Source organism: Kitasatospora sp. NPDC057542 (assembly GCF_042801945.1).
GTDB lineage: Bacteria > Actinomycetota > Actinomycetes > Streptomycetales > Streptomycetaceae > Kitasatospora.
Genome location: NZ_JBHVFE010000025.1, coordinates 17,670 through 39,285, shown reverse-complemented (window position 1 = coordinate 39,285; position 21,616 = coordinate 17,670). Strand labels below are relative to the sequence as shown.

Sequence of the window (21,616 nt, the reverse complement as noted above, 5' to 3'; positions counted from 1 at the left end):
CGACGGGGTAGCCGTGCGTCCCGTCCGCCCGCACCACGTTCAGCCCCGGCAGCCAGCTGCCGAGCACCAGCGCGGACGGGTAGAACATCGGCTCCGGCAGCGCGTCCACCGGGAAGCGCTCCCAGCCGGCGCAGGCGTGCGGCTCGGTGACCACGGCCTCGGCCAGGCTGGGCGGGGCCAGCACGGCGGCGGTCAGCCGGGGGCGGCCGAGCTCGTGGTCGAGGTGGACGGCGAGCACCCGCATCCCCTCGGCGGGCAGCACGATGCCGGTCTCCTCGGCGAGTTCGCGGGCCGCGGTCTGCTCGAAGGACTCGCCCGGGTCGACCTTGCCGCCGGGCAGGCTCCAGGTGGGCGGCTCGCCGGCGGTGATCCGGCGGCCGATCAGCACCCGGCCGTCCCCGGTGGGCACGACGATCCCGGCGCCGAGCAGTGGTGCGGTCGGTGCTGTGCTCAACTCGCCATCTCCTTCAGCTGGTTACCAGTTGGCGCGCTCGTAGTCCTTGAGGAAGCAGCCGTACAGGTCCTCGCCCGCCTCGCCGCGCACGATCGGGTCGTACACCCGGGCCGCGCCGTCGACCAGGTCGAGCGGGGCGTGGAAGCCCTCGTCGGCCAGGCGCATCTTGTCCGGGTGCGGACGCTCGTCGGTGATCCAGCCGGTGTCGACGGCCGTCATCAGGATGCCGTCGGACTGGAACATCTCCTGCGCGCTGGTGCGGGTGAGCATGTTCAGCGCGGCCTTGGCCATGTTGGTGTGGGGGTGCCCCGCACCCTTGTAGCCGCGCGAGAACACGCCCTCCATCGCGGAGACGTTGACCACGTACTTGCGGCGGGACGTGGAGGCGGCCATCGCCGGGCGCAGCCGGCTGATCAGGATGAACGGCGCGGTGGAGTTGCAGAGCTGGACCTCCAGCAGCTCCATCGGGCCGACCTCGCTGACGGTCTGCACCCAGCTGTTGGTGTCGGCGAGGTCGGGCACCAGGCCGCCCGCGTCGATCGCGGTGCCGGCCGCGATCCGGGCCGGGGTGGCGGAGCCGGTGACCAGGGCGAGCGAGGTGACGTCCTCCGCGGTGATCCGCCGCTCGTCGCCGCTCGCCTGGTGGGGGAGGGCGGGCAGGTCGACGCTGCCGCTGCCGAAGCGGCCGATCGTGGTGGCCTGCGGCAGCTCGCCGGCCGGCAGCGGCGCGGACTCGGCGTTCACCAGCTCGCGGTAGGACTCCGGCGGGCGGCGCACGGTCTGCGCGGCGTTGTTGATCAGGATGTCCAGCGGGCCGTCGGCGGCGACCTCGTCGGCCAGCGCCATCACCTGGGCCGGGTCGCGCAGGTCGATGCCGACGATCTTGAGGCGGTGGATCCACTCGGCGCTGTCCGGCATCGCCTTGAAGCGGCGGATCGCGTCGTTGGGGAAACGGGTGGTGATGGTGGTGTGGGCGCCGTCGCGCAGCAGCATCAGCGCGATGTACATCCCGATCTTGGCCCGGCCGCCGGTGAGCAGCGCGCGCTTGCCGGTGAGGTCGGCGCGGGCGTCCCGGCGGGCGCGGTTCTTGACGGCGCAGTCCTGGCAGAGGTTGTGGTAGAAGGCGTCGACCTCGACGTACCGCTGCTTGCAGGTGTAGCAGGAGCGCGGGCGCTCCAGGATGCCGGCGATCTCGGTGGTGGTGACGGTGGTCAGGCCGAAGGCGCCGGCCGTCTCGTCGTCGATCCGGGTGGGCGCGCCGGTGGCGGTGCGGGCGGTGACCGCACGGTCGTTGGCGGTCTTGCGGGCCCGGGTCTCCTGGCGGCGGCGCTGCTTGAGGGTGCGGAATATGCCGCCGACGGCCTGGCGGACGGTGATCGCGTCCGGGTGGTCCACGTGCAGCTCGTCGAGCTCGGCGATCACCTCCAGGCAGAGCCTCAGCCGCTCGGGGTCGAGGCCGGGACCGTAGTCGACCTCCTCCTCGGTGTCCTCGATCCGGCCCTGCTCGATGTCCGTCTGCCCGATGCCCACGCCTGCTGTCGCTTTCCCGTTCGCCACGCCCACGCGTGAAGCCCTGCCCATTACCGCGTGAATGCTACGGGAGCGGTCCGGACCAGGGCGAAAGTCGGACGTCGGAAGGGGTCTTTGGATGATCCTCCATGTCTACGCGCGGAGCGCTGGTCACGGTTTGTGCACAGCCCCAGCAATGCCCCTCGAACTGGCATTTGCCCCCCGTCCTCACGGAGAATCGAACGCTGGGTGCCGGGCGCCCGAGTGCGCCCCGGCGGCATCGCCGCAACCGCACCCGAGGTGTATCCCCCAGCCAGAGAGCCCTTCTTCATGCGCTTCCTGAACGACCTCAAGCCCTCGTACGACCTGACGTACGACGACGTCTTCATGGTCCCCAGCCGTTCCGCCGTGGGCTCCCGGCAGGGCGTCGACCTCTCCTCGAACGACGGCACCGGCACCACCATCCCGCTGGTCGTGGCCAACATGACCGCCATCGCCGGCCGCCGGATGGCGGAGACCGTCGCCCGCCGCGGCGGCCTGGTCGCCATCCCGCAGGACATCCCCACCGAGGTCATCGCCGAGGTCGTCTCCTGGGTCAAGCAGCGCCACCTGGTCTTCGACACCCCGATCACGCTCGCCCCGGGCGCCACCGTGGCCGAGGCGCTCTCGCTGCTGCCCAAGCGCGCGCACGGCGCCCTCGTGGTGGTCGAGGACGGCAGGCCGGTCGGCGTGGTCACCGAGTCCGACTGCCAGGGCGTGGACCGTTTCACCAGCCTGGCCGACATCATGTCCCGCGAGCTGCTGGTGCTGGACGAGGACGTCGACCCGCGCGCCGCCTTCGACAAGCTCTCCGAGGCGCATCGCAAGCTCGCCCCGGTGGTCGACGCCGAGGGCCGACTGGTCGGCATCCTCACCCGCAAGGGCGCGCTGCGCGCCACCCTGTACACCCCGGCCGTGGACGCCGACGGCAAGCTGCGGATCGCCGCCACCGTGGGCATCAACGGCGACGTCGCGGGCAAGGCCGAGGCGCTGATCGACGCCGGGGCCGACGTGCTGGTGGTCGACACCGCGCACGGCCACCAGGAGTCCATGATCAAGGCGCTGCGCGCGGTGCGCGGCCTGGACCCGCGGATCCCGGTCGTGGCCGGCAACGTGGTCTCCGCCGCCGGCGTCCGCGACCTGGTCGAGGCGGGCGCCGACATCCTCAAGGTCGGCGTCGGACCGGGCGCCATGTGCACCACCCGGATGATGACCGGCGTGGGCCGCCCGCAGTTCTCCGCCGTCCTGGAGTGCGCCGCCGAGGCCCGCCGGCTCGGCAGGCACGTCTGGGCCGACGGCGGCGTGCGCCACCCGCGCGATGTCGCCATGGCGCTGGCCGCCGGTGCCTCCAACGTGATGATCGGCTCCTGGTTCGCCGGGACGTACGAGTCCCCGGGCGATCTGCAGACCGCCGCCGACGGCCGCCAGTACAAGGAGAGCTTCGGTATGGCCTCGGCCCGCGCCGTGAGCAACCGCACCGCCCAGGACTCCACCTACGACCGGGCCCGCAAGGCGCTGTTCGAGGAGGGCATCTCGCACTCCCGGATGTTCCTGGACCCGGCCCGCCCGGGCGTGGAGGACCTGATCGACTCGATCGTGGCCGGCGTGCGCAGCTCCTGCACCTATGCGGGCGCCAACACCCTGGAGGAGTTCCACGAGAAGGCGATCGTGGGCGTCCAGAGCGCGGCCGGCTACGCCGAGGGCAAGCCGCTGCACTCCAGCTGGGCCTGATCGCCCGCGCCCGTCCCGCCGTCCGGCCGGTTCCTCGCCTCGGGGAGCCGGCCGGCGGCCGTCGACGGCCCGTGGTGCAGCGTCTCGTGGTGCGGGCCGAGGGGGAGCAGCAGTGCGTGGCCGAGCAACCCGACCGAGCCGTCCAGCGCGGCGGCGAAGGCCTGCGCGGCGTCCGGCACCCGGCGCAGTTCCCACAGCGCCCGGACGGCAGACCAGGCCGCCTCGCGTGCGGCCTCCACCGACCAGGCGCCGAGCAGGTGGGCGAGCGGCTCGACCCGCGCCGGCAGGTCGGGCTCGGGCAGCAGCTGCTTCCGGACGGCGGCCTCCACCTCCGACAGCACGTCGTTGATCCGGTGGTAGTCGTCCTCGACGTCGTCCGGCTCGCGCCCGAGCCGGTGGCAGGTGTCGACGACGGCCAGCGGCAGGTCGTGCTGGATGTGGGCGTTCATCCCGGCCAGCGCGAACTGGAGCGGGTGCACACCCGGGTGGGCGCGCAGCGCGAACAGCGGCCGCCAGCAGGCGGGCGGCTCCTGCCCGGCCGCGTCGGCGGCCACGGTCAGCAGGTACCGCCCGGCGAACACCACGTCCAGCTCGGCCACCGCCGCCGGATCGGCGAAGTACGGGCCGCCGAGGCGTTTCCGGACGGCCTGCGTGACGGTGAGGTAGGCGCGGTTGAACACCGCCACCCCGTCGTCCGGCGGCAGGTCCGCCTCGATCTCCCGCAGCCGGCCGACCACGCCGTCGACCGTGACCACCGGACTGTCCGCCGTGCCGTCCGCCGCCGCACCGGGCATGGGCCGCCCTCCGATGTCGATCGTGCACTGATCGCATCAGCGTGGCAGCGCCGTCGGCGGCCCGGTGCGCGCGGCGCGCAGCCGACGCCTGTTCAGCCCAGCTCGTACTCCAGGACGTAGGTGTGCGCGCCGTCCTCGCCGACGGTCAGGTGGAACTCGCCGGTGAGCCCGGCCAGCTCGCCCGAGCCCGTCCCCGGTACGACGCGTATGGTCACCGCGCTCGTGTCCCACGCCGCGTGCTGGAGCACGAACGAACCCTTCCGCCCGTCGAGCTCGCCGGTGACGTGCTCCACCGCCACGTACGAGGCCGGGCCGCCCGAGGTGTCCCCGACGGACAGCATCCGCACCTCGCTCGTGCCCGTGATCTCACCCGTGAACGTCTTGGCGATCCGGATCCGGCCGAAGCTCGCCCCCGCCCGCTCCTCCGTCTCCACCGGTTCGAAGGCGGTCAGCTCGAATGCCCCGCTCGCCTTGTTCCCCATCCCCTGCTCCCCTCGACGGTCGTGCCTGCGGCCGCACCCGTCGACCGTGGGCAGAGCCTTGCACACACCACTGACACCGACGGCGCCCGCGGTGCGCCGGTCACTGCTCCCAGCGGAGCGCGAGCAGCGCCGCGTCGTCCGCCGGCCCGGCGGGGCCGACCCAGCCGTCGACGTCCGCGAGCAGGGCGTCCAGCAGGTCCGCCGGGTTCCCCGCGGGCAGGCCGGGCAGACGTTCCGCCAGCGGGTAGAACCGGCCCTCGGCGTCCCGGGCCTCGGACACGCCGTCGGTGTGCAGGAGCAGCAGGTCGCCGTGCCGCGGCTCGAAGCGGCTCGCCGGGTAGCCGCCGCCGGTCAGCCCGAGCAGGCCCAGCGGCGGCGCCGGGAGCGGCGGCTCCAGGTCGCTCACCCTGCCCGCGCGGCGCAGCAGCGGGTTCGGATGGCCGCAGTTCACGATCGTCACCGACCCCCGGTCCGGTGGCACCTCCAGCAGCAGCGCGGTCGCGAACCGCCCGTCCTCCGTGCGTGCGGTGAGCGCCGCGTCCAGCCGCTCCGCCAGGCGGATGAGGGCGGGCTCGGTCCGCGCCGCCTCCCGGAACACGCCCAGCACGTCCGCCGCCGTCTCCACCGCCGGCAGCCCGTGCCCCTGCACGTCGCCGAACAGGATCCGCACGCCGAAGCGGGTCTCGACGACGGCGTACAGGTCCCCGCCGATCCGTGCCTCGGCCGCCGCCGCCACGTACCGCACGGCCACACGCAGCCGCCCGATCCGCTCCGGCGGCGGGCGCAGCAGGGCCCGTTGCGCCGCCTCGGCCACCGTCCGGACCTGGAACAACTCCCGTTCCCGGGCCGCCACCAGGACGACGTTGGCGGCGCTGGCGAACGTCGCGGCGAGCACCGTGATCAGCGCGGTGACGTGCACCTCGGCCGGCAGATCGGTGTTGGTGGACTCCAGCAGCCCGACCGCGAGGGCGGCGATCGCCCCGGCGATCAGCGGCACCCGGGCCGTCCGGGTGGTCGCTCCGGCCAGCACCGGCGCCACCGCGAGGACGGGGGAGAGCGTCGTGCCAGGGCCGGTCACCAGATCGGCCACGACGGCGCCGACCAGCAGCAGGAAGGAGACGCACAGCAGCCGCCGGGCGCGTCGCGGCAGGTGCAGCGGCGGCACACCGGCCGGGCCGTCGTCGGCGGTCACGCGTCCTCCAGGGCTGAGCGGCTGAGCGGGCCCACCGTCCACTCTGCTCCGCGCCCCCCGCCGGCGGCACCTCGGACGAGGACGGCTGGGCGCACCCGACTAGGCTGGGCCGCGAGATGAGACGAAAGAGCCGCCGCCCGGCCTCCCCCCTCCCGCAGCGCAACGGCGTGGACCCGGTGCACCTGCGGCTGCCGGCCGAGGGCTCCTGGCCGACCGTTCGCGCCCACCTGGTCGAGCGGCTGCCGGCCGTGGCGGCCGAGCGGATCGACGCGGCGTTGCACGGGCGGGAGATCGTCGGCGAGGACGGGCCGGTCGCGCCCGACGCGCCGTTCCGGCCCGGCGCGCACCTGTGGTTCTACCGGGACCTGCCGGACGAGGTCCGCGTCCCGTTCGACCTGGAGGTGCTGCACCGGGACGAACACCTGGTCGTCGTCGACAAGCCGCACTTCCTGGCCACCACCCCGCGCGGCAGGCACGTCGCCGAGACGGCCCTCTCCCGGCTGCGGCACGCCCTCGACCTGCCCGCGCTCAGCCCCGCCCACCGGCTCGACCGGCTCACCGCCGGCCTGGCCATGTTCGTGGTCAGGCCGGAGGACCGCGGGGCCTACCAGACCCTGTTCCACGACCGGCTGGTCCGCAAGGAGTACCGGGCCGTCGCCCCCTACGACCCGGCGCTGAGCCTGCCGTGCACCGTCCGCAGCCACATCGTCAAGGAACGCGGCGTGATCGCGGCCCGCGAGGTCGACGCCCCGCCGAACAGCGAGAGCCGGATCGACCTGCTCGACCACCGCGACGGCCTCGCCCGCTACCGGCTCCGCCCGCTCACCGGGCGCACCCACCAGCTGCGCCTGCACATGTGCGGGCTCGGCGTGCCGATCCTCGGCGACCCGGTCTACCCGGTGGTGCTGCCCGAACCGGCCCCGGACGACTTCCGCCGCCCGCTCCAGCTCCTTGCCTCCGCCGTCGAGTTCACCGACCCGCTGACCGGCCGCGAGTGCCGTTTCGAGAGCCGCCGCACGCTGTCCGCCTGGACCGACCCGGAGGGCTGGGCTCTCGGCGCGTCCTAGGTCCGGCGAACGACGGGGCCCAGGCCCGGCGGCCGATCCGCCGCCCGGCCCCGCGGCGCGTTCGCGGGGGCATGAACGCAGCACTGCCCACCGCCCCGCACTCCTCGGGAGTCTCGCGGGCCCTGTGTACCCGCGAGACCGGCGCACCACCGTGATCACAGGAAGTCGAACGCCGACATCCCCCGCAGGGTCAGGCCCGGACGGCGACGCGGTGCCCGCGGTGGTGCCGACGGTGGCGGCGCCGTCGCCGCCGACCGCTCCCGGACGCCGACGATCCGGACCGGCCGGCTCGGGCCCACGAGGCGTCCGAGGACGAGTCGGCGGAGGACTCGTCCGACTCCTGGTCGGAGCCTTCCGGTGCTGAGGCCAGCACGTCGATCCGGCCCATCTGGCCGTGCGAGGAGTGCACCATGTGGTGGCAGTGATAGACGTACTGGCCCGGGTAGTCGCCCCAGGTCATGGCGATCCGGACGGTCTCGCCCGGATGGATCGGGACGGTGTCCTTCAGCCCGGCCTCGGCCGGGCCGACCGGCTCCCCGTCGCGGTCCAGCACCCGGAACCGCACCAGATGGGTGTGGAAGGAGTGGGGGGCGTGGAAGACCCCGGCCGGCCGACGGGTGAGGTGGTTGTGGATCGTCCAGATCTCGCTGGTGCCGACGGTGGTCCGCACGTCGGTCCGGTCCGCGTCGTACTTGCGCCCGTTGATCCTGGTGTCCGGGAAGGTCGTCAGCCAGAACTCCCGGTGCACCGCCGCCTCCGGGATCGGCGGCAGGGTGGCCAGGACGTCCGGTACCCGGCTACGGTCCTCGGCCGTCCGGGTGATGTCGAAGCGCAGAACCTCGGAGCGCTCGCTCTCCAGCGCGGCCGTGTTCTCCAGCACCACCGATTCGCCCACCGGGTAGCGGGCGAAGTCGACCACGATCTCGGCGCGTTCCGCGCCGTGCAGGGTCAGCTCGTCCAACTGCACCGGCCCGGCGAGCAGCCCGCCGTCGGAGGCTATCTGGGTGAACGGCTCGCCGTCGGCGAAGCGCAGCGAGATGTGGCGGTTGGGCGAGACGTTGAAGACCCGCAGGCGGTACTTGCGCGCCGCCACCTCGAAGTAGGGCCGCTCCTTGCCGTTGACCAGCATGTGCGGGCACTCGTACGGGTCGGTGTAGACCAGCCTGCCGTCCGTCTCGATCCGGGCGTCCCGGATCAGCAGCGGGATGTCGAACTCGCCGTCCGGCAGCGGCAGGCTGCGCTCGTGCGGGTCGCTGAGCAGGTAGGCGCCGGCCAGGCCGCGGTAGACGTTCTCGGCCTCCAGCCGGTGCGCGTGGTCGTGGTACCAGAGCGAGGCGGCGACCTGTTCGTTGGGGTAGCGGTACTCGCGGGTCTCGCCGGGCTCGACGAGGTCCATCGGCAGACCGTCGTACTGCGACTGCACATGGCCGCCGTGCAGGTGGACGGCGGTGTGCACGCTCAGGTCGTTGGTCTGCTGGACCACCACCTCCCGTCCCTTGACCGCCCGGATGGTCGGACCGGGGAAGCAGTCGCCGTAGGCCCAGACGGTGGTCCGCAGCCCCTTGACGATCTCCACCTCGGTCTCGGCCATCCGCAGCTGGTACACGTCCGAGGAGTCCGTCCGCGACATCGGACTCAGCACCGGGGGCACCGGCATGGCGTGCGCGAAGGGGACGACCCTTGCGGCCCGCCCCCCGGACCCCGACCTGGCCGGAGCGGCCGGCAGCGCGGCCGCCGCGGCCTGGGCCGGGCTTGGTGCGAGGCCCCATGGGAAGAGGGCCACAGGGCCGCCTATGGTGGCGGCCCTGAGGAGGTCTCGTCGGTTCAGCATCCTCGGTTTCTCCGTCCAGGACTCGGCGGTCGGTACGCCGCCAGGCAGGTGGTCGCCGGTCGTGGCTTCCGTCCGCCCCGCCCAACGGCTGCTGCGCTCACGACGGCGCGCGGCCGGGTGTTGCGGATCGTGGCGCCCTGGCCGCGTTCCGTCACCGCCCTTCGGCTCAGTATCGGCGAGCTTCGCGCGCTCCGCATCGCGACCGCACCTGCCGGGAACCAGGACGCCCATCGGAACGGCCGGCGGCCACGTGGTGCGGGGGCGAGCGCCCGGTGCGCTCCCTGCAGCCGGCCGCGCTCGTCGCGCATGGCCGGGGGAGGGCGTGCCGTCGGCGCCGGTCAGTCAGACGGTGGCCGGCGTGACATTGGTGACGGCGAGTGCGGGGCGGACCGCTCTGGCCAGGGCCACGGCATCGCCCACGGCCCAGATGTGGGTGAAGAAGAGGCGCGGCTCGTCCGTCAGGCCGTGGTTGTGGAGTTCGACCAGGTCGATACCGCCCCGCCGCAGTGCCGCGTGCACCTCCTGGACCTCGGCGGCGACCATGGCGAGGTCGCCGCTGAGCGCCGCCCGCCCCCCGCCGAGCGGCTGGAAGTTGAAGGCCGAGGTCGCGCCCAGGCCGGGCGGCAGCACGTGCCCCTCCTCGATGATGGTCTCGCGGCGGACGAAGACGCAGGCATGGACGTCCTCGCTGCTCGTGCCCGTGGCACCCAGCGCGGCATTGATGCCGGCGATGTCCAGATCGAGGGGCCGGGGCGATCCGGGCCGGTGGGGTGGTGGAGTGCCGGTCAGGCCGAGCGCGGCCCGCAGCCCGCCGGCCAGTGCCGCGGCGTCATGGCCGTGCGCACAGATGTGAGTCCACCAGATGTCAGGGGTCTGGGCCGGCAGGTGTTTGTGGATGGCGGTCTGGGCGATCCCATGAGCATGGAGGGCGTCGGTCAGGGCCGGCAGTTCATCTGCGGTCACCGCCAGATCGCCCATCATCAGCGTGCTGCCGTTGTCGTACCGGGCGAAGGAGACGTGCGAGCCCAGCGCGAGCCCGGGGCTGACGACGACGCCGCGGCTGACCACGTGCAGGTCGTGCCGGGGGAAGGGCGTGTGATGGTAGGTCCGGCGGATGAGCCGGCCCGGCCGGCCGAGAGCCCGCACGACGTCGACCCAGTCCGCCTCGGTGGTGGGCACCGGGGTGGGCAGCGGTTTGACCGGTGGACCACTGCCGGGATCATGGGCTGAAGCCGACTGTGCGGTGCTGTCCCCTCCCAGGCCGACCAGCACTGGCGCCAGCCCGGCCGCCGCCAGCAGCGGCCGGCGCGGGACAGCGGGGGGAGTACTTTTCCCGGGGGTTCCGTCTCCGGTCTTCACAGGCACACCTCCAAAGCCGTAGGCAAACACAGGAGCCGGTCCCCGCGTCGTCGCCACGGCGGCGCGCGGGCACCGACTCCCGTCCGGATCGACCGATAGGGGTATGCCGACGGCCGGACGAGCGGCCGGATGGAGGAGTGGAGGCACGGGACGGCAGCCGCCTGACGGCGCCACCCGGAGCCCCGGGCGGCCGAACCCCACGACGGGCTCGACCGACCCGACTCGGAAGGCGGAGCGCCGGACTTCGCGCGTCAGGAATCGGGCGACGCCCAGGTGCCCAGGGACATCTCGGCGGTGATGCCCGGGCCGAACCCGGCCAGCAGCCCGTGGTGGCCGTTGAGAGCCGACTTCTCGTCGAACATCCGGCCCAGGGCGTCGAGCACGACCGCGCTGGCGATGTTGCCGTACTCGGTGAGGGTGGCCCGGCTGAAGCGGAACGCCTCGGGCGGCACCTCCAGGAAGTGACTCAGGTCGTCCAGGATCCGCGGACCGCCGGCGTGGACGATGTAGAAGTCCAGCATGCCCACGTCCCACTGGTGCTGCTCCGCCACCGCACGCAGGGCCGGGCTGAGGGGCTCCATCGTCTTCGGCACCCGTCTGTCCAGCTGGAAGTGGAATCCGGTGGAGCGGACCGCGTAGGAGATCCACTCCTCGGTGTTCGGAATGAGGTACGAGCCGTTGCGCTCCAACCGGATGCCGGTCCCGCCCTCGCCCCGGACCACGGCGGCGGCGATCCCGTCGCCGAACAGGCCGTTGGACAGCAGCGACCCCACGCCCAGGTCGGTGGGCTGGTAGCACAGCGAGCAGAACTCGCAGGCCACGATCAGCGCGTTGGCGCCCGGGTAGGCCGAACAGAAGTCATGGGCCCGGTTCACCGCCGCACCGCCGGCCGCACAGCCCAGTTGGGCGATCGGCAGCTGCCGGGTCTCCGGCCGGAAGCCCAGTTTGTTGATCAGCCATGCCGTGAGCGACGGCATCATGAAACCGGTGCACGACACATAGACGATCAAGTCGATCTGCGACGGCTCCACTTGGGCCTGTTCGAGGGCCTTGACCACCACCGCCGGGACGCGGGCCCTGGACTCCGCCTCGAAGACGGCGCTCCGCTCGTCCAACCCCGGGTGCTTCAGCACCACGTCGATGGGTTGGATCAGATGCCGTTTCCGCACTCCGGTGTTCTTGATGAGGCGCAACGCCAGATCGAGCTGTGGATGATCGGGGTGGAGCCTGCGTGCCAGTTCGAGGGTTTCCTCGTTGGTGATGACGTGCTCCGGTACAGCTACCGCCGGCTTGCACAGAACGGCCATGGGACTTCCTCCTGACGGGCGGAGTTCCCGGTGTGCCTCTTGCCGGGCGGTGACCTCATCACTCGACGGCAGCCGCTGCGAGCCGGACATGTGGAGACGGCGCGGCGGCGGGACTCACCGGGCGGGACCCAACAGCGTGGCGGACGAGCAGGCAGAGCGAGGATCGGATGCTCGCAGTGCGGGCTGTCGTACCGGCCGCGAGTTGGTTCGAGCCGCGTCAACCCAATCTACGGAAGGTGGGTCCGGCGCGCACGTCGGCCCGCACACTCCGAGGTGTGCGGGCCGACGTGCGCGGCGATGCCGGAAGCGAGATGGCGGCGGGCGAGTGCCAGAGCGTGGGGGCACCGTCACCAGGTGACCGGCAGCGCGAGCGGATAGCGCCAGATCGACGTGGTGTTCCACGCCAGCTCCGCGGCCGGCTTCGCCAGCGCGATCCTGGGGAAGCGCTCCAGCAGGGTCCCGAGGGCGACTTCGAGTTCGGTGATGGCCAGCGGTGCGCCGAGGCAGTGGTGCGCGCCCCAGCCGAAGGTCATGTGGGAGGGGCTGGTCCGCTCCAGGTCCAGCTCGTCAGGCCGGTCGAACCTGCGGCCGTCCCGGTTGGCGGTCAGGTAGGAGACGTGCACGATGTCCCCCGCCGAGATCTTCACCCCGCTCAGCTCCACGTCCTCAAGGGCCACCCGGGGAATGCCGACGCCCTTGCGGAAGGGGATGAAGCGCAGCAACTCATGGAGCACCTGGGTGAGCATCTCGGGCCGCTCGCGCAGGGTGGCGCGCACGTCCGGCCGGGTGAGGATGGTGTACGAGAGGTTGCCGAGCTCGTACGTCGTGGTGTCCTGGCCGGTGATCAGCAGGACCATGGCCATCACGGTGAGTTCCTTCTCGTCGAGGACCTCGTCGCCGTCGCGGGCCGTGGCCAGGGCGCTGATCAGGTCGTCACCGGGGTTCCTGCGCCGTTCGGCCGTCAGCTCGGCGAAGTACGCCCGCAGGTCGGCCTTGGCCCGCACCGCGTCCGGCTTGTTGGCCAGGCCCACGTTCATCATCGTCCGGGCGTTGGCGCGCAGCTGTGCGCTGTCGGCCTCGGGGATCTCCAGGACCTCGCAGATCGTGATCAGCGGGAGCGGGTGGGCCAGGTGCTCCATGAGGTCGGCCGGGGGACCCTGCTCCCGCATGCGGTCCAGCAGCTCGTTCACCACGTGCTGGGTACGGTCCCTCATCCGCTCGATGTGGTCGGCTGTGAAGCCCTTGGACACCAGGCTGCGCAGGCGGGCGCTGGCAGGCGGGTCCATGACGTTGATCGCCTCGGCCTGGACGATCGGCTCGGGAGTCATGCGCGGAAAGTCCCGGCCGACGATGGCGTGCCGGCTGAAACGCCGGTCGGTGGTCACCGTACGCACGTCGTCGTACCCCGTGACGAGCCAGGCCTCCCCCTCGCCGTAGGGGAGGCGGATGCGGCTGACCGGTGCGTCGTTCATGAGCTGCCGGAGCGTCGGGTCGAACTCAAGGGCCTCGGCGAAGTCGAACGGGCAGTTCCGTGGGCTGGAGTCGGTGGACATGCGGACCTCCAGGTCTGGGCCGTGCAGGCCGGATGGGAAGGCGGATGGAATGGACTGAGCACCGGTACCCGATCGGTCGGCCGCACACACCGGTGGACGTGCCGGAGCGCCGGTAATTCATCCGGGCTGATCAGCGGCGGGAGCGCCCGTACCCCGTGGACGGCGATCCGGCAACGGACGATCCGGAGATCACGGCCCGGGCGAGCCCGGCCCCGCCGGACCGCCGCGGCGGGGGTGCGCGCCTGACGGCCCTGCCCTCCACGCACGATGCCGCCCTGGCCACCGAGCGCCGGTCCGCCGCAGCCCAAGAGCTGAACCTCGTCACGTGAGCACCGTTGCAGTACTAGGCCCAACGAACGACGGGCCCCCGGCCCGGTGGCCGATCCGCCGCCCGACCAGGCGGCGCGATCGTGGGGGTATGAACGCAGCACAGTCCGCCGCCCCCGTCGCCGTCGTCACCGGCTCCTCCCGCGGCCTCGGCCTGGCCCTCGCGCACGCCCTGGCCGCCGAGGGCTGGCAGTTGGTGATCACCGCCCGCGGCGCCGCCGAACTCGCCGCCGCCGAGGCGCGGCTGGCCACCGTCACCAAGGTCGTCGCACTGCCCGGCACGATCACCGACGACGACCACCGCGCCCACCTCGTCGAGGCCGCCGCCGGGCTCGGCGGCGCGAGCCTCCTCGTGAACAACGCCGGCACCCTCAACGGAACCGACGACGTCACGGCCGCACCGCTGCCCCGGATCGCCGACATCCCGCTGCCCGCCCTGCTGGAGACCTTCGAGGTCAACGCCATCGCGCCGATCGCGCTCACCCAGCTCGTCCTCCCGCAGCTGCGCGCCCACGCCGGTGCCGTCCTGAACATCAGCTCGGAAGCCGCCGTGGTGCCCTACCTCGGCTGGGGTGGCTACGGCGCCAGCAAGGCGGCGCTCGACTACGCCACCGCCGTACTCGCCCGGGAAGAGCCGGAGTTGAGCGTCTGGGCGGTCGACCCGGGCAGCATGCGCACCCGGATGCTGCAGGAGGCCGGCCCCGGCGAGGACATCTCCGGCGAGCCGCTGCCCGAGGAGATCGCGCCCCGGCTGCTCGGCCTGCTGCGCGGCCGCGTCCCCTCCGGCCGCTACCGCGCCGAGGACCTGGCCGCGACGCCCGCCGCCTCGCCTGCCGCGGACCGGGGCGGGCGATGACGGCCCTGGCCGGTCCCGGCTTCGGCCCGACCGTCCCGCCTGGTGGGCCACGTCCGGGCCGGGGGCGGCCGGGTGATCGCCGTCGGCACCACCGTGGTCCGTGCCCTGGAGTCGGCCGCCGCTGCGGACGGCACCGTCCAGGAGGCCAACGGCTGGGCGGAGTTGGTCGTCATCCCGGAACGCGGCGCGCATGCCGTCGACGGCATGCCCACCGGCTGGCACGAGCCCCGGGCCTCCCACCTGCTGATGCTCGCCGTCGTCGCGGGCCGCCCGCTGCTGACGGTCTGCTACCGCGAGGCGGCGCGACACCGTTACCTGTGGCACGAGTTCGGCGACGTCAACCTGCTGCTGCCGGACTGAGCGCGAGGGATCAACCGCCGGCGGGGTGGACCCGGACCTCCTCGGGCTGCGGACGGGAGCCCGTGCCACCGGCCGGCGGAGCGAGGCTCAGGCCAGCAGGGTCCGTGCGACGTGATCGGTGTCCAGGTACTCGCGGACGGCGGTGATCAGGCCGTCCGTCACCGTGAACACCCCCAGGCAGTGGTTCTCGTACGCGGCGCCGTTGGCGGCCGTGCCGACGGTGGTCCACTCGGCCACCGCCTGCGGGCCGTCGGCGAGGACGCGGGTGAGGGTGATGACCGGCAGGCCGTCGGCGGCGAAGAGGACGCCGATCTGGCCGAGGAAGTCGCCGAAGATCTCCTGCTTGCCCCGCCAGGTGCGGGAGAGCGCGAGGTCGCCCGGGTAGCTCCAGGTGGCGTCCTCGGCGAACAGGGCGATCGCGGCCTCGCGCTCTCCCGCCGCGATGAGGGTGACGTAGTCGGTGACGACGGTGCGGGCGTCGGGGTGCTGCACGGTGGCTCCTTCGGTCCGTTCGGGCGGGGCCGTCCCGCCGTGGCACCAGGTAACCGCCGGGGTGGGCCGCCGGGCCAACAGCCGCGGCGGCAGTCCGACAACCGTCCGTTGTTCATGCAGCCGGTGCGGTCCCCGGGGGCAGTTCCAGCTCGAACCAGACCACCTTGCCGTCCTTGGTCCGGCGGCTGCCCCAGCGGTGCGCGAGCTCGTTGACCAGGTGGATGCCGCGCCCGCCCTCGTCCTCGCTGTGGGCGCGGTGGATCCGCGGCACCTCGTACTCCTGGTCGGCGACCTCGACGGTGAGCACCCGGTTGCAGTACAGCCGCAGCTGGGTGGGTGATCCGGCGTGCACCAGGGCGTTGGTGATCAGCTCGCTGGTGAGCAGCTCGGCACAGTCGGCGAGCGCGTCGAGCCCCCAGGCGGCCAGCGTCTCGCGGGTGAAGCGGCGCGAGTGGGCGACCATCGCGTGGTCGCCGGTGAGCGGCAGGGTGGCGATCCGGTCCGTGCCCCGGGGGTGGGCCTGCGCCATGATGACGGCGATGTCGTCCTCGCTGGTGCGCTCGGTGAGCCGGCTCAGGACGGCGTCGCAGGTCTGCTCCAGCGAGCCGCGCCGGTCGGCGACGGTCCGGCACAGCAACCGCAGCCCCTCGTCGAGGTCCTGGCCACGGCGCTCGACCAGTCCGTCCGTGTAGAGCGTCAGGATGCCCTCCTCGGGGAGGGTGAACTCGGCGCTCTCGAAGGCGAATCCGCCGACTCCCAGCGGCGTGCCGGACGGCAGCTCGACCAGGTGCGCCCGCCCCTCGGCGTCGGCGACCACGGGCGGCAGGTGCCCGGCGCCGGCCGCGGTGCAGCGGCGGTCCACCGGGTCGTACACCACGCAGACACAGGTGGCGAACTGGCCCTCGCCGACCGTCGCCGTTGCCTCGTCCAGCCGGTACAGAACCCGCGCCGGGTCCAGGTCCAGGGTGATCAATGTCCGTGCCACTGTGCGGAGTTGCCCCATGGTCGCGGCGGCCCGGATGCCGTGGCCCATCACGTCGCCGACGATCAGCGCGACCCGCCCGGAGGACAGCGGCACCACGTCGAACCAGTCGCCGCCGACCTCGCTGACCACGCTGCTGGGCAGATAGCGGTAGGCCAGGTCCAGCCCGAGCGTGCGGTGCACCTCCTGCGGCAGCAGACTGCGCTGGAGGGTGAGAGCGGTGTCCCGCTCGCGGCGGTAGAGCCGGCCGTTGTCGATCGCCAGCGCGGTGCGGGCGGCCAGCTCCTCGGCCAGTGACCGGTCCGCCGGCCCGAACGGCGCCGGGTTGCGGGTGCGGACGAACTCCGCGCCGCCCAGCACCTGCCCGCGCGCCACCAGCGGCACCATCAGGTACGAGTGCACCCCGGCGTCCAGGCTCGGCTGCACCCGGTCGGGGGAGGCGACGATCCGGCTCAGCTCCTCCTCGGTCACCTCGGCGACCAGCATCGAGTGCCGGGTGTGCAGGCTCTGCGCGTACAGCTCGGCCGACTGCGAGGTCTCGCCCACCTGGTCGGCCGCCTCGTGCATGCCGCCGTCCGAATCGGTGTCGCCGACCGCCACCGCCCGCATCAGCACCGGGCCCTTCGCCGGGACCGGCCCCGGCTCCTCGCCGCTGAGCACCGCCTCGCGCAGGTCCACGGTGACGAAGTCGGCGAAACGCGGGATCACCACCTCAACCAACTCCCGGGCGGTGCGGTGCAGATCGAGCGTGGTGCCGATCCGGTTGCTGGCCTCGTTCAGCAGCGACAGCCGCTGCTGGGCGGCCCGGGCCTCGTCCAGCGCCCGCTGCCGGGCGGCGGCCGCGTCGCGCTCGCGGGTGAACAGCAGCGCGTTGTCGATCGAGACGGCCGCCCGCACCGCCAACTCCCCGGCCAGCGCCACGTCGTCGTCCTCGTACGGGCGCTCGACCAGGGTGCGGTAGAAGCCCGCCACGCCGACCGGGGTGCCGCGCGCGATCAGCGGGACCACCATGAACGACAGCACGTTCTGCTCCCGCGCGGCGGCCCTGCGCACCGGGTCGTCGGCGAACCAGGCCATTCCCTCCTCGTCCATCCGCGGCACCAGTACGGGCTTGCGGTGCGCCAGGCACCACGCGTACGGCGAACCGGGCAGGAAGCGGTGCAGGTTGCCGATGCGGGCTATCGGCGACATCGTCGAGCCGGGCACCGAGTGGAAGGCCATCCGCCGCAGCAGCGCCGAGCCGTCCGCCGGGGCGGTCGCCTCGCGTTCGCCGCGGACCAACTCCTCCAGCACCTCCACCACCACCGTGTCGGCCAGCCGGGGCGTCGCCACCTCAGCCAACTCCTGGGCGGTCTGGGCGAGATCGAGCGTGGTGCCGATCCGGGTGGAGGCCACGTTGACCAGCGCCAGGCGCTCCTGCGCGGCCTTCGCCTCACGCAGCGCCTGCTGCCGGGCCAGCACGGTCTGGTGCTGGCGCAGGTACAGCCGGGCGTTGTCGATCGCGACGGCCGCGCGCGAGGACAGCTCGTCGCCGAGCGTGATGTCGGCCGCCGCGAAGGACTCCCGCGCGGCGCGCCGCGAGTACACCACCATGCCGAGCGTCGTGCCGCGCGCCACCAGTGGGGTGATCCGCACCGAGCGCGGCCGGTCGCCGAGGTAGGCCTGGCGGCGGCCCTCGTCGAGGCTCTCGCCCAGCACCGGCAGCTCCCAGGACGGCACCACCACCGTCCGCCCGCCGGTCAGTGCCCGGGCGAACGGGGAGTCCGGCGGCAGCTCGTACACGGCGTCCACCGGCACGGACTCGGCCGGGTAGAGCGGGTCGGTGCTGGCGATCGCGAGGCGGCGCACCAGCAGCGGGGCGTCCGGCACGGGCGGCTCGACGCTCCGGCCGGCCACCAGCACCTCCAGCCCGAACACCGCGCTGATGTCGGCGACCCTGGGCACCATCGCGTCGGCCAGCTCCCGGGCGGTCTGCCGCAGGTCCAGCGTGGTGCCGATCGAGGCGGTCGCGTCGACCAGCAGGGACAGCCGCTCCTGGGCGCGGGCCGCCCGCGCGTCGGCGCGGGACCGCTCGGTGATGTCGACGACCGTGGCGCTCACCCCGAGCACCCGGCCGCTGCGGTCCTCCAGCCGGAAGTACGACGCCGACCAGGCCCGGTCCTGGTGCGGGTTCCCGGGAGTGCGGCCGTGCGAGCGGGTGTCCACCACCGGCTCGCCGCTCGCCAACACCTGGCGCATCACCTCCTCGGACTCGGCGCCGTTGATCCCCGGCAGCACTTCGGTGAGCCGGTGGCCCAGGTGCTGCTCGGCGGTCAGCCCGTTCGTCCGGGCCAGCGCCTCGTTCAGCCGGACGAAGCGCAGGTCGGTGTCGAAGACCGCCAGACCGACCGGGGACTGGGTGAAGAACCCGTCGAGGACCGCCAGGTCCGCTTGGAGCCCGCGCAGCGTGGTCACCTCGGAGGCGACCGCCAGCACCATCGGGGCGCCGCCGGGACCGCGGATCGGATGGGTACGGAACTCCAGGTTCACCAGGTGCCCGTCCCGGTGGCGCACCGGGAACACCCCGGACCAGGACCGGCCCGCCAGGATCTGCCGGAACAGCTGGAGCACCTCCGGCCGGTGCTCGTCGGAGGTCAGCAGTGTCGCCGCCCGCGCCCCCACCGCCTCCCGCGCACGGTGTCCGAGCAACGCCTCCGCGTCACTGCTCCAGTGCAGGATGCGCCCCTCGGCGTCGATCAGCGCCGTGGCGATCGGCACCATCAGCAAGGCGTCCTGCCGCGGCTGCCCCGCGCGCTGCGCGTAGTCGTCCACCATGGCCAGAGAACCGTCCCAGAAACCGTCCGGAGATCGTTCCCACCAGCCCTGCCATCTTCGCACGCGGCCCCAGCCGGTGCAGCTGTCCCGCAACCCCCATCCGCCCACCCACCACCAGCAGCCCGAGTCGACTCCCCACGCCGCACCCCGCAGACGCCGTCCGCGGTGCGGTTCGTCGAAGTCCGCGGTGCGGTTCGTCGAAGGGGGAGATCGCCGGCCCGCGCCCGACGCATCGGTGCGAGCGGGCCGGCGGCGCCCGGCTCACGCTCCACGCCTTCGGAGGGCGCAGTCCCTACAGTCCGGCCTCGGCGGCGCTGCCCGGCCGGCCGTCGGTCCCGCCCCGAGGACCGCTGTCGTTCGGGGCCGGCCGTCAGGGGGTGAACCGCACCTCCGGGTTGGCGGCGCTCGGCCCGTCGAGCAGCGGCTGCGGGACGCCCTTCAGCTGGAGATCGAAGAACGCCCCGACGTACTGCCGGGTGAGGGCCACGGCCCGCCGGCCCCCGATGGTGGTGTACGGGCCCTTGGGGATGCCGAGCCCGTCGTAGAAGACCGGGTAGTCGGTGAAGCTGCTGTGGTCGGTGCCGTCGACGGTCAGGAAACGCTTCCAGCCGTCCAGTCGGGCCCAGCTCGTGAGCCAGCTCGCGTCCTCGCCTCCGCCGGGCAGCGGGTGGCCGATCATCATGAACGGCTTGCCGTTGAGGCCGGACTCGGGCACCAGGTAGTGCATGGTGCCGTCCATGTTCACCCCGGCCCGGATCCGGTCGTCGGTGAGCAGGGCCGGGACGGTGGACGCACCGCCGGCGGAGTGCCCGGCCATGCCGATCCGGTCGCGGTCGATCAGCCGGGCGTAGCGCCAGGCCGGGTGCGGGCGATCGGTCAGCTGGTCGATGACGAAGGAGACGTCCTTCGCCCGGCCCGCCTCCAGGTGCGCCGCGCCGTCGTCGCCGATGACCTTCCCGCACGCCTCACAGGGGAGCGTCTGCCCGTCGGGGAAGGTGGTCCCGGTGTTCTCGTAGGTGTGGTCGATCACCGCGACGACGTAGCCGTGGCTGGTCAGGTCCTCGGCGAGGCTGCTGAGGGTGGCGCGCGGCATGGTGAAGCCGGGCGACAGGACCACCAGCGGGTAGTGGCCGCCCTGCGGTCGCGCCCCGGACTCCGCCCAGGTCCGGGTGCCGGACACCGCCTCGGTCGGGATGGTGTTGTGCGGCATTTTCCAGTCCAGCATGGCCCGGGCGGCGGCGGGCGTCATGTACGGGGCGGGGGTGCCCGTCCCGGCGTGCGCGGGGTAGTACATCGAGACCATCAGCCGGCGCGGGCCGGCGGAGGGCACCCACGGGTCCGGACGGTTCTGGTCCACCAGGTGCAGGACCTCCTGCCCGACCGCGTACGGCCCGGTCGGACGCGGGAGTTCGACCTGGGCGGCGGCCTGGGTGGTCGAGTCGGCCGGGGCGGTGGTGGCGGAGTCGGTGGCGATGGGCGGCGCGGCCAGGGCGGGCGCGGCAGCGGCGACGGACAGCGGCAGAGCGAGCAGCAGGGCTGCCGCGGCGGCGGTCGTGCGGAGTCGGCTCATAGCGGCGACGGTAGATCGCGGGAAAGGGAGCTGACGTCCACTCAGCGGCGTACTGATCCCTTCCGGGAAGGGTGCGTGATACCCCTTAGGGGTCGGCTTTTGAGGGATTCGGGCCGGCTCGGGCGGGCGGCCGCCGAGGGCGGTCACCCGAGGGAAGCCGTCCGGAGGTCCTCCAGGAAGTCGGCGGCCGCACGGGCGTTGGGCACCGGGAAGGTGAGTGGGAGACCGGCCGAGTGCGTCCGGATCTCCAACTCACCGAGGCCGGAGGCCCGGGCCGAGCGCAGCTCCGTCCACCGGTAGGCCTCCGTCGCGGCGAGCGGGTGCGGCGGCCGGTGCGCCAGCCCGCCGACCGTCACCGTCAGCCGCCCCCGTACGAAGCGGACGCTCCCCTCGGTGCGCAGCGTCTCGTGCAGTGCGGCCCGGAGCCAGGGGGAGAGGCACTCCTCCAGCTCCCGGAACAGCCCGTCCAGCCCGCGCAGGTGTGCCAGCACCAGTGGCTCGCCCGCGCCCGCCGGCCATATTCGCCCGTGCTCGTGCACCCCGCGCGGCCCCCCGGGGGAGTACTCGGTGGCCTCGATCGCGCGCCAGGGCAGCGGCTCCTCGCCGCCGTCCGCCGAGACCAGCACCAGCCCGCCCTCGTGGACCCGTACGGACCGCAGCCCGGGTGCCTGCCGCAGCCGCTCGTAACCGCTCACCGCCACCACCGCCGCTGCGGCCAGCAGGGGCGCGGGCCACCACTCACCGAGCGCCAGACAGACCGCCACGGAGACGGAGATCCCGCAGGAGTGCAACCACACCCGCGCCGGCCAGGACAGCGGCCGGAAGCGCCGGTGCACCCGCACCACCGGGCCGAGCCCGCCTGCAGAACCGGCCGCAGAACCGGCCGCACCGGCCGCA

Annotated in this window: 16 protein-coding genes and 1 pseudogene; 4 read left to right on the top strand and 13 right to left on the bottom strand. The window is 73.3% G+C overall.

The genetic code is table 11. The features are described from left to right. Together ACFU7Y_RS05745 and ACFU7Y_RS05740 are read right to left on the bottom strand one after the other, a co-directional pair. Window positions 1–454 (bottom strand): NUDIX hydrolase (locus ACFU7Y_RS05745; RefSeq protein ID WP_380766573.1); only part of this gene is annotated, 454 nt, incomplete at its 3' end. Window positions 455–475: 21 nt separating this feature from the next. Then, window positions 476–1,978: an SDR family NAD(P)-dependent oxidoreductase gene (locus ACFU7Y_RS05740; RefSeq protein ID WP_374119889.1), complete on the bottom strand. Its 1,503-nt coding sequence runs from the start codon at window positions 1,976–1,978 to the stop codon at window positions 476–478. A 315-nt stretch (window positions 1,979–2,293) separates the two neighbouring features. Between ACFU7Y_RS05740 and ACFU7Y_RS05735 the strand changes: the two genes are divergently transcribed. Further along, complete coding sequence (locus tag ACFU7Y_RS05735) at window positions 2,294–3,733, top strand: GuaB1 family IMP dehydrogenase-related protein (protein ID WP_224274197.1); 1,440 nt, start codon at window positions 2,294–2,296, stop codon at window positions 3,731–3,733. On the opposite strand, the gene ACFU7Y_RS05730 is transcribed toward ACFU7Y_RS05735, so the two are convergent. The 3 genes from ACFU7Y_RS05730 to ACFU7Y_RS05720 all read right to left on the bottom strand — a co-directional run bounded on the left by ACFU7Y_RS05730 (window position 3,694) and on the right by ACFU7Y_RS05720 (window position 6,201). Next, a complete protein-coding gene (locus ACFU7Y_RS05730) occupies window positions 3,694–4,527 on the bottom strand; it encodes a DUF5995 family protein (protein ID WP_380766572.1) in 834 nt (277 codons plus the stop codon). The genes ACFU7Y_RS05735 and ACFU7Y_RS05730 overlap by 40 nt on opposite strands. A gap of 92 nt (window positions 4,528–4,619) precedes the next feature. Further along, entirely contained in the window at window positions 4,620–5,009 is a 390-nt protein-coding gene (locus ACFU7Y_RS05725; RefSeq protein WP_380766571.1) for a DUF3224 domain-containing protein, read from the bottom strand. A gap of 100 nt (window positions 5,010–5,109) precedes the next feature. Continuing rightward, window positions 5,110–6,201: a PP2C family protein-serine/threonine phosphatase gene (locus ACFU7Y_RS05720; protein WP_224274193.1), complete on the bottom strand. Its 1,092-nt coding sequence runs from the start codon at window positions 6,199–6,201 to the stop codon at window positions 5,110–5,112. Window positions 6,202–6,317: 116 nt separating this feature from the next. Here ACFU7Y_RS05720 and ACFU7Y_RS05715 point away from each other — a divergent pair, with 116 nt between their 5' ends. Continuing rightward, on the top strand, window positions 6,318–7,268 hold the full coding sequence (locus ACFU7Y_RS05715) for an RluA family pseudouridine synthase (protein WP_224274191.1): 951 nt from the start codon (window positions 6,318–6,320) through the stop codon (window positions 7,266–7,268). A 190-nt stretch (window positions 7,269–7,458) separates the two neighbouring features. Here ACFU7Y_RS05715 and ACFU7Y_RS05710 read toward each other — a convergent pair whose 3' ends face one another. The 4 genes from ACFU7Y_RS05710 to ACFU7Y_RS05695 form a co-directional block, all read right to left on the bottom strand. Next, the gene (locus tag ACFU7Y_RS05710) at window positions 7,459–8,898 is read right to left on the bottom strand and encodes a multicopper oxidase family protein (protein ID WP_224274189.1); all 1,440 of its coding nucleotides are present in this window, start codon (window positions 8,896–8,898) and stop codon (window positions 7,459–7,461) included. 543 nt (window positions 8,899–9,441) lie between these two features. Next, on the bottom strand, window positions 9,442–10,278 hold the full coding sequence (locus ACFU7Y_RS05705) for an LppY/LpqO family protein (protein ID WP_224274188.1): 837 nt from the start codon (window positions 10,276–10,278) through the stop codon (window positions 9,442–9,444). A gap of 431 nt (window positions 10,279–10,709) precedes the next feature. Next, window positions 10,710–11,765 (bottom strand): type III polyketide synthase, encoded by a 1,056-nt coding sequence (locus ACFU7Y_RS05700; RefSeq protein ID WP_224274186.1) that lies wholly within the window; start codon window positions 11,763–11,765, stop codon window positions 10,710–10,712. A 347-nt stretch (window positions 11,766–12,112) separates the two neighbouring features. After that, complete coding sequence (locus tag ACFU7Y_RS05695; RefSeq protein WP_380766570.1) at window positions 12,113–13,318, bottom strand: cytochrome P450; 1,206 nt, start codon at window positions 13,316–13,318, stop codon at window positions 12,113–12,115. A gap of 418 nt (window positions 13,319–13,736) precedes the next feature. On the opposite strand from ACFU7Y_RS05695, the gene ACFU7Y_RS05690 reads away from it, so the two are divergent. Further along, complete coding sequence (locus ACFU7Y_RS05690; RefSeq protein WP_224274181.1) at window positions 13,737–14,501, top strand: SDR family NAD(P)-dependent oxidoreductase; 765 nt, start codon at window positions 13,737–13,739, stop codon at window positions 14,499–14,501. Window positions 14,502–14,534: 33 nt separating this feature from the next. Beyond that, window positions 14,535–14,861 (top strand): annotated as a pseudogene (locus tag ACFU7Y_RS05685) (S-adenosylmethionine:tRNA ribosyltransferase-isomerase); the annotation flags it as partial. Between the two features lie 87 nt (window positions 14,862–14,948). On the opposite strand, the gene ACFU7Y_RS05680 reads toward ACFU7Y_RS05685, so the two are convergent. From ACFU7Y_RS05680 to ACFU7Y_RS05665, 4 genes are all read right to left on the bottom strand, one after another. Continuing rightward, window positions 14,949–15,353, bottom strand: a complete 405-nt coding sequence (locus tag ACFU7Y_RS05680) for a nuclear transport factor 2 family protein (protein ID WP_380766569.1) — start codon at window positions 15,351–15,353, stop codon at window positions 14,949–14,951. 112 nt (window positions 15,354–15,465) lie between these two features. Next, window positions 15,466–19,149 (bottom strand): SpoIIE family protein phosphatase, encoded by a 3,684-nt coding sequence (locus ACFU7Y_RS05675; RefSeq protein ID WP_380766568.1) that lies wholly within the window; start codon window positions 19,147–19,149, stop codon window positions 15,466–15,468. Between the two features lie 370 nt (window positions 19,150–19,519). Beyond that, window positions 19,520–20,719: an alpha/beta hydrolase gene (locus ACFU7Y_RS05670; protein WP_224274175.1), complete on the bottom strand. Its 1,200-nt coding sequence runs from the start codon at window positions 20,717–20,719 to the stop codon at window positions 19,520–19,522. A 143-nt stretch (window positions 20,720–20,862) separates the two neighbouring features. Next, window positions 20,863–21,483, bottom strand: coding sequence for a hypothetical protein (locus ACFU7Y_RS05665; protein ID WP_224274173.1), 621 nt, complete (start codon window positions 21,481–21,483; stop codon window positions 20,863–20,865). Window positions 21,484–21,616: the final 133 nt, after the last annotated feature.

Coding starts and splice junctions, on each gene's coding strand:
- ACFU7Y_RS05690 (WP_224274181.1), top strand. CDS start 13,737: ATGAACGCAGCACAGTCCGCCGCCCCCGTCGCCGTCGTCACCGGCTCC.
- ACFU7Y_RS05725 (WP_380766571.1), bottom strand. CDS start 5,009: ATGGGGAACAAGGCGAGCGGGGCATTCGAGCTGACCGCCTTCGAACCG.
- ACFU7Y_RS05670 (WP_224274175.1), bottom strand. CDS start 20,719: ATGAGCCGACTCCGCACGACCGCCGCCGCGGCAGCCCTGCTGCTCGCT.
- ACFU7Y_RS05735 (WP_224274197.1), top strand. CDS start 2,294: ATGCGCTTCCTGAACGACCTCAAGCCCTCGTACGACCTGACGTACGAC.
- ACFU7Y_RS05730 (WP_380766572.1), bottom strand. CDS start 4,527: ATGCCCGGTGCGGCGGCGGACGGCACGGCGGACAGTCCGGTGGTCACG.
- ACFU7Y_RS05675 (WP_380766568.1), bottom strand. CDS start 19,149: ATGGTGGACGACTACGCGCAGCGCGCGGGGCAGCCGCGGCAGGACGCC.
- ACFU7Y_RS05695 (WP_380766570.1), bottom strand. CDS start 13,318: ATGTCCACCGACTCCAGCCCACGGAACTGCCCGTTCGACTTCGCCGAG.
- ACFU7Y_RS05700 (WP_224274186.1), bottom strand. CDS start 11,765: ATGGCCGTTCTGTGCAAGCCGGCGGTAGCTGTACCGGAGCACGTCATC.
- ACFU7Y_RS05710 (WP_224274189.1), bottom strand. CDS start 8,898: ATGTCGCGGACGGACTCCTCGGACGTGTACCAGCTGCGGATGGCCGAG.
- ACFU7Y_RS05715 (WP_224274191.1), top strand. CDS start 6,318: ATGAGACGAAAGAGCCGCCGCCCGGCCTCCCCCCTCCCGCAGCGCAAC.